General features: G+C 41.5%; 5 protein-coding genes. 3 read left to right on the top strand and 2 right to left on the bottom strand.

Translation table 11 applies throughout. The features are described 5' to 3' along the window. The coding region (locus tag ACE5CV_RS15685; RefSeq protein ID WP_374951138.1) for a hypothetical protein at nt 1-1,937 on the top strand (1,937 nt) is incomplete at its 5' end. Here the strand turns inward: ACE5CV_RS15685 and ACE5CV_RS15680 are convergent. Further along, nucleotides 1,934-2,110: a hypothetical protein gene (locus ACE5CV_RS15680; RefSeq protein WP_374951137.1), complete on the bottom strand. Its 177-nt coding sequence runs from the start codon at nt 2,108-2,110 to the stop codon at nt 1,934-1,936. The two genes, ACE5CV_RS15685 and ACE5CV_RS15680, sit on opposite strands and share 4 nt — an antisense overlap. A 145-nt stretch (nt 2,111-2,255) precedes the next feature. Here ACE5CV_RS15680 and ACE5CV_RS15675 point away from each other — a divergent pair, with 145 nt between their 5' ends. Then, nucleotides 2,256-2,828 (top strand): hypothetical protein, encoded by a 573-nt coding sequence (locus ACE5CV_RS15675; RefSeq protein ID WP_374951136.1) that lies wholly within the window; start codon nt 2,256-2,258, stop codon nt 2,826-2,828. Nucleotides 2,829-2,990: 162 nt separating this feature from the next. On the opposite strand, the gene ACE5CV_RS15670 is transcribed toward ACE5CV_RS15675, so the two are convergent. Then, a complete protein-coding gene (locus ACE5CV_RS15670; RefSeq protein ID WP_374951135.1) occupies nt 2,991-3,146 on the bottom strand; it encodes a hypothetical protein in 156 nt (51 codons plus the stop codon). Nucleotides 3,147-3,231: 85 nt separating this feature from the next. Between ACE5CV_RS15670 and ACE5CV_RS15665 the strand changes: the two genes are divergently transcribed. Beyond that, on the top strand, nt 3,232-5,504 hold a 2,273-nt coding region (locus ACE5CV_RS15665), incomplete at its 3' end, for a hypothetical protein (RefSeq protein ID WP_374951134.1).

Here is a 5,504-nt window from a genome sequence, read left to right as displayed (position 1 = left end):
AAAATCAGCAGGGCAATACCAGCAATCAATTTAAGCTACCTTTAACGCAGCGCAACAGGCAGATCCTGGGCTTTCCGGATGATGTGGCCTTTACCGATGGCAAGCCTTATGATAATTACGAAGCCAAAATAGTGCAGGACGGGCTGGAGATTGTACCCTATGGCCTGGCGGTGCTCAACAGCGTAGACGACGATACCGCCAGCATAACCGTACTAAGCGGAAACGTGGATTTCTTTGACGCCATTAGCGGAAAGATCTATGAGATGGGCGATAGTGCCAGCCCATACGGGGCAGATACGCCGTTTCAAAAATGGCAGCATAACTGGAATTCAGACAATGTTATTAAATCACAAACGCATACTGAAGGCTGGATATGGCCGGTTATCGATTACGGCAACTTAGTATATAACTTTGCCGGCCAGTGTGATGTGAACGTACGCAACTTGCGGCCCGGCTTCTTCATTAAAACCGCTATTGATATGATGGTGGCGCAGGCAGGTTTTAAGGCTACCGGCTCGTTACTAAACGATCCGCTTTACCCTTTGCTCATCGCCCAGTTCAGCAACAGCGCGTTTGAACACGGTACTGATTATCAGAACAAATACAACCCGCATGGCTTGCAGGCATCCATAAGGCAGCAGCTTAACGTCAGCCACATCCCTATCAATGATAACAAAGGCATCATCGCCTTCCCGGCAGATATTAACGACCCATCAGGGCAATTCAGTAACCGTAACATGTTTACTGCCAGCCAGATCAACAATGTAGATATTAAGGTAACCATCCCTAAACTGCGGTTTGAGGGGCGGGTTACGGGTAACCATCCCTCATCATTAAAAATCACCATCAACTATACCGATGCCGGTAACACCATATCGTTGGCCGAATCGAACTTTGATTTTAACAGCGGCTTTGTACGATTGAGTGGCAGCGGAGGCAGTATCCGCGGCTACCATATTACCGAAAATACAGTACTGTCAGCCTCGGCAAATCTGGCAGCAGGCAACCAGATCAGCATCACCTATGAGTTTTTTGGCGACCGGCCCGCTTACTTTACGATTTACGATGGGGCCACACTGGAGATTACCCCTACCGGCAAAAACGTGCTGTACGGGCAGGATATTCAATGCGAGCGCATATTTCCTGACATTGCCCAAAAGGACCTGTTAAAAGATGTGTTGCAGCGCTTCGGCATAGTTTGCCAAACCGACAGCGTTACGCGCACCATCAACTTTGCATCCTTCCGCGATATTATGAACAATATTCACGTAGCTTATAACTGGACGCATAAATGTCTGGACCAGGGTAAAACCATCGCTTTTCAGTTAGGTAACTATGCGCAGGTAAATCATCTGAAGTATAAGGAAGACGAGGCGGTATTACCCAAAGGCTTTGCCGATGCGCAGGTAAAGGTAGATGATAAAACACTACCCCCCACTGCCGACCTTTTTGAGAGCCAGTTTGCCCCCACCATTAACCGCCCTTACATTGGCGGCAGCATTGCGCAAATAAAAATGATCGACGCCGAGGATGAGGGCACCGACTTTAGCATCGGCGTATCGCCAAGGATATTGATTGACCGCAAAATAGACCTCCGTACCCTGGGCGGTAAAACCATTAAGTTTACCGATGGCAACCCCGTTAACGATCGTGTAGTGAACGATGTAGTATCGGTACCGTACTTTTACAAGCCGGGCGAGCAGCCCAGCCTGCACTGGGACGACCTGCGCCGTACCTATTATCCCGAACTGGAAAAGATACTGCAGCGTACCAAAAAGGTGATACGTTACCTTATGCTGAGTCCGCGGGATATATTGGAGCTTGACCTGCTGATCCCTGTATACCTGGAGCAGGACAGCGCCTATTATTACATTAACAAAATAGACAGCTGGCGAAAGGGCCAGCCCGTAAAGGTAGAGTTGGTAAAATTGGGTTAAGAGAACATCCCGTGCGTAATTTCCTGTATCGAATCGTCCGCATAGAATAAAATGGTGAACGACCCGGGAATCTGTGTGATTATCAAAATATCCTCTCGCTTAATATGGTTTTCGTTGATAAAGCGGGCAAGCCGCTCATGGGTGCTAAAGTAGTCGGATTTTAAAACGATCATAATGTTAAAATTTTAGATAAGATTAAAATCGTAAAGATTTGTTACATTAAGGCAGCAAGCCGCATAGATTGTTCATTTAAAAACTTTTGATTTGATAATTTCATTTAATATCTTTACCAATAAAATTAGCAAACCTTACACATTTATGAAACATTTTTATTTCTTTCTGATCCTAATTTTTTTGTTCGGCTGTACCCCTACGCCGCAAGCGATATATACTAAAAAGCCGATGCCGGCCAGCGAAATCGCTTTTATAAAAAAAGTAACATCAACCGATTCAATTTTTCAGTCTCAAAAAAATGATATTACAAAGAACGAATATCTTAAGACAGGAAAAAAAAAGATGGAAGACTACATCTTAAAAAATCTTGAAATAAAAGATTGGGTTGTTAAAGTACATGAGATAACTGTTGATAGCGCAGCAATAGCTTATATTAAAGTAACTATGTTTGTACCTATTGGCGACTGGAGAGAGGTAAAAGTTCCGGAATATAGTTTTCCGATTTTAACCACATTGCTGGCGGATAAAAACAGCAAACTTAAAAACCAAATTAAAGCGCTTGAAGTAGGGGATGAAGTTTATATCTCCGGTAAAATCATTAAAAATTTATCAGGAGGCATAACTATTATTGATTATACCGAAGGTGAGAGAGAAGACTCAATATTTAGCAATTTGGCATTAGACTTTCATTTAACCGATATTAAAAGGATACACTAATTTAAAATAAAGATTAAGCTGCAGTGCGGTCTAATCTTTTACTTTAAATATGCCCAATGGCATTTACTTCATTATCTTAAATGTTTTATAGCCTCCTTAGCTTTCAAATCATACTTAAAATACTATAGTAATAATCTCAGCATTTTAACTGCTAACTAAGGCTTATTCTATTACATAATAGTAAAGCACCATACCTGTATCTCCCTCGTAAACAATTTTTAAAACGTCGCTTTGCTTAATGTTATTTTCATTTATAAAATCACATAAATTTGACTCTGGAGCCCAACCAGCGAAACGTTCATATTTTAGCTTCCTCATATATTTCAAATAAAGTTTGTAGCACAATAATATAAAATTACACAGCCTATCTATCCATCTTTTTTACAACACAATACACTAATTTATGGCAAATAATTCCAACCAATCGCCTTTCGATGATGACGCAACAAAACAGGTAAATACCTACTTAAAAGCTTTTGAAACCCTCCGGGTTACTATTATCGGGTTGAATAAACCTGTTACAGATATTTCTAAAAACATTAAAGGTCTAAATTCAGATCTTAACAATCTATCTGGCGCAGTTAACCAAATGGCTAAAGACAGCCAGGCAGCAGATGGTGCAAGTAATAAACTAACTGGCGGCCTGGAAAAACTGACAAAAACCCACGAAACTTTAACAAGTGCAATTAAGATCGCAAAAAAAGCCTTCACCACTTTTGAAGCAACACTAACGGCTGGCTTATCCTTAATTATAGCATATGGCCCGGAGATCTTGAATATTGTTAACTCATGGATAAAGGGTAAGGAAACAATTAGCCAGGCCGCGTTAAGCATTAATACATTAAATAAAGCTTTAGGCAGCAGCGAAGTTACAAATGCAGCCAAACAGTTTAACGAACTAAAAATAAATATCGGTTTAGCTAAAGAGGGTACGCTAAGCAAGAAAGAGGTTTTAAAACAGTATAACGATACTCTTGGCAAAACTATGGGCCACGCCAATAGCTTAAATGAGGCGGATGCTAAAATGGTTAAGGATGGCCCTGCTTATATAAAGATGGTTACGTATAAAGCTGCTGCACAACTAGCATTGCAAGAAGCTGCAAAAAAAGCGTTTGAAGCCGAGCAAATTCAATTAAAGCCTGATGATGAAGTGATGACCTTTTGGGATAAAACTGTAGATCTTTTAAATAGGAATGCGGGTGCTGCCGGTACAGGATCACCAGGCATCCAAAACATTGGCGCACAAGCAGATAAAGATAAAGCGGAAAAAGTAAAGAAAAGAAAGAACGAAGCAACGAAACTGGCAATTAAAGATCAGAACGACTTTGAAAAAATTGCTGAACGTTATCAAAAGTTGGCGGCAGCCTTATCAAAAGACTCAAAGATGGACTTTTATGAAGGAAGCTTTAAAGACACCCCCGGCACATCCAAAGCAATTAAACAGCATACCGATTACCTTAGCCAGATAGAAAAACTTCGAAGAGATTCGGTCGCGAGGCAGTTACAATTGGTTTATGAAGGTTACGGCGCGGAAGCAAAGGCCGAGACCGACAGGTATGGTAAAGAATTGGCCGGGTTGCAAGACTTGCTTAAAAACAAACATATAACGCAACAACAATATAACCGCGTAAGCGCTCAGTTGCAAAACGAGCACCATGCTAACATTAAAAAGTTGGTCGATAAATACAATGCTGCCGACGCCGAAAAAACCACACAGGCGCAGAATGAACTTGTAAACCTGCAAATAAAGGGCATGAAGGAGGGTGCCGACAAAAAGATAGCGCAGCTTAACGAACAACACCAGGAAAGTTTACAGCAAATAACTAGACATGAAAACGAATTAACCGACCGTAAAGCAAAGTTAGAAGGCCAAATCATTTTAACACTTGCTGCAAATCCGGGGGCAGACATTTCCATGTTGCAAAAGCAATTAGAATCGGTTAATGAATTATATAAAATAAACGGCGACAAAAAAATAGAACTTGCTAAACAAACCCAGCAGGAAATCGAAAAAATAAAAGCGGAAGAAGCACACAGCAAATTGATAGATGCCAACCAAAACACGGTTGACACTGCTAAAGGAGCATCAGCAAAATTAGACGCGCAAAAAAAACTTATTTTTGATAAATACCAGTATGAAATAGACCTGGCCAAGGGTAACGATGAAAAAATTGCACAGTTAACCTCCAAACGTGACCAGGAAACCACGCAATTAATAAAACAAGGCGAAAAGCAGCGTGCAGATATTACATTGCAAACCGCACAAACCGTAGCAAGCGCGGCAATATCTATTGTAAGCACCAACATAAAAGCTCAAAGCGATGCAAGGATAAGATCGCTTGAAAAGGATAAAGTTAACGAGTTAAACAACAAAAGCCTTACCTCCGCCCAACGTAAAGCGATTGAAGACAAATACCAGAAAAAAGAGAACCAGGAAAAACTAAAGGCGTTTAAAGCAACCCAAAAAGTACAAATTTCTGAGGCACTTATAAATGGTGCTATTGGTATACAAAAAACCATTGCCGAATGGGGTATGCCGTTTGCCCTCCCCTTTATGGTACCGGCGGTAGCGCAAACTGCTGCGCAAATAGCAATTATTGCCTCTCAAAAGCCACCGCAGTTTGCCAAAGGCGGGCATTTCGTATCTGATGGTCGTGGCGCCCTGCTGCCGGGCTA

It is taken from the genome of Mucilaginibacter sp., assembly GCF_964263795.1.
Classification (GTDB): domain Bacteria; phylum Bacteroidota; class Bacteroidia; order Sphingobacteriales; family Sphingobacteriaceae; genus Mucilaginibacter.
This window is presented reverse-complemented; position numbering and strand designations above follow the sequence as displayed.

What these genes read in the sequence shown, in the direction of transcription:
- ACE5CV_RS15670 (WP_374951135.1), bottom strand. Translation starts at nt 3,146, where the DNA reads ATGAGGAAGCTAAAATATGAACGTTTCGCTGGTTGGGCTCCAGAGTCA.
- ACE5CV_RS15675 (WP_374951136.1), top strand. Translation starts at nt 2,256, where the DNA reads ATGAAACATTTTTATTTCTTTCTGATCCTAATTTTTTTGTTCGGCTGT.
- ACE5CV_RS15680 (WP_374951137.1), bottom strand. Translation starts at nt 2,110, where the DNA reads ATGATCGTTTTAAAATCCGACTACTTTAGCACCCATGAGCGGCTTGCC.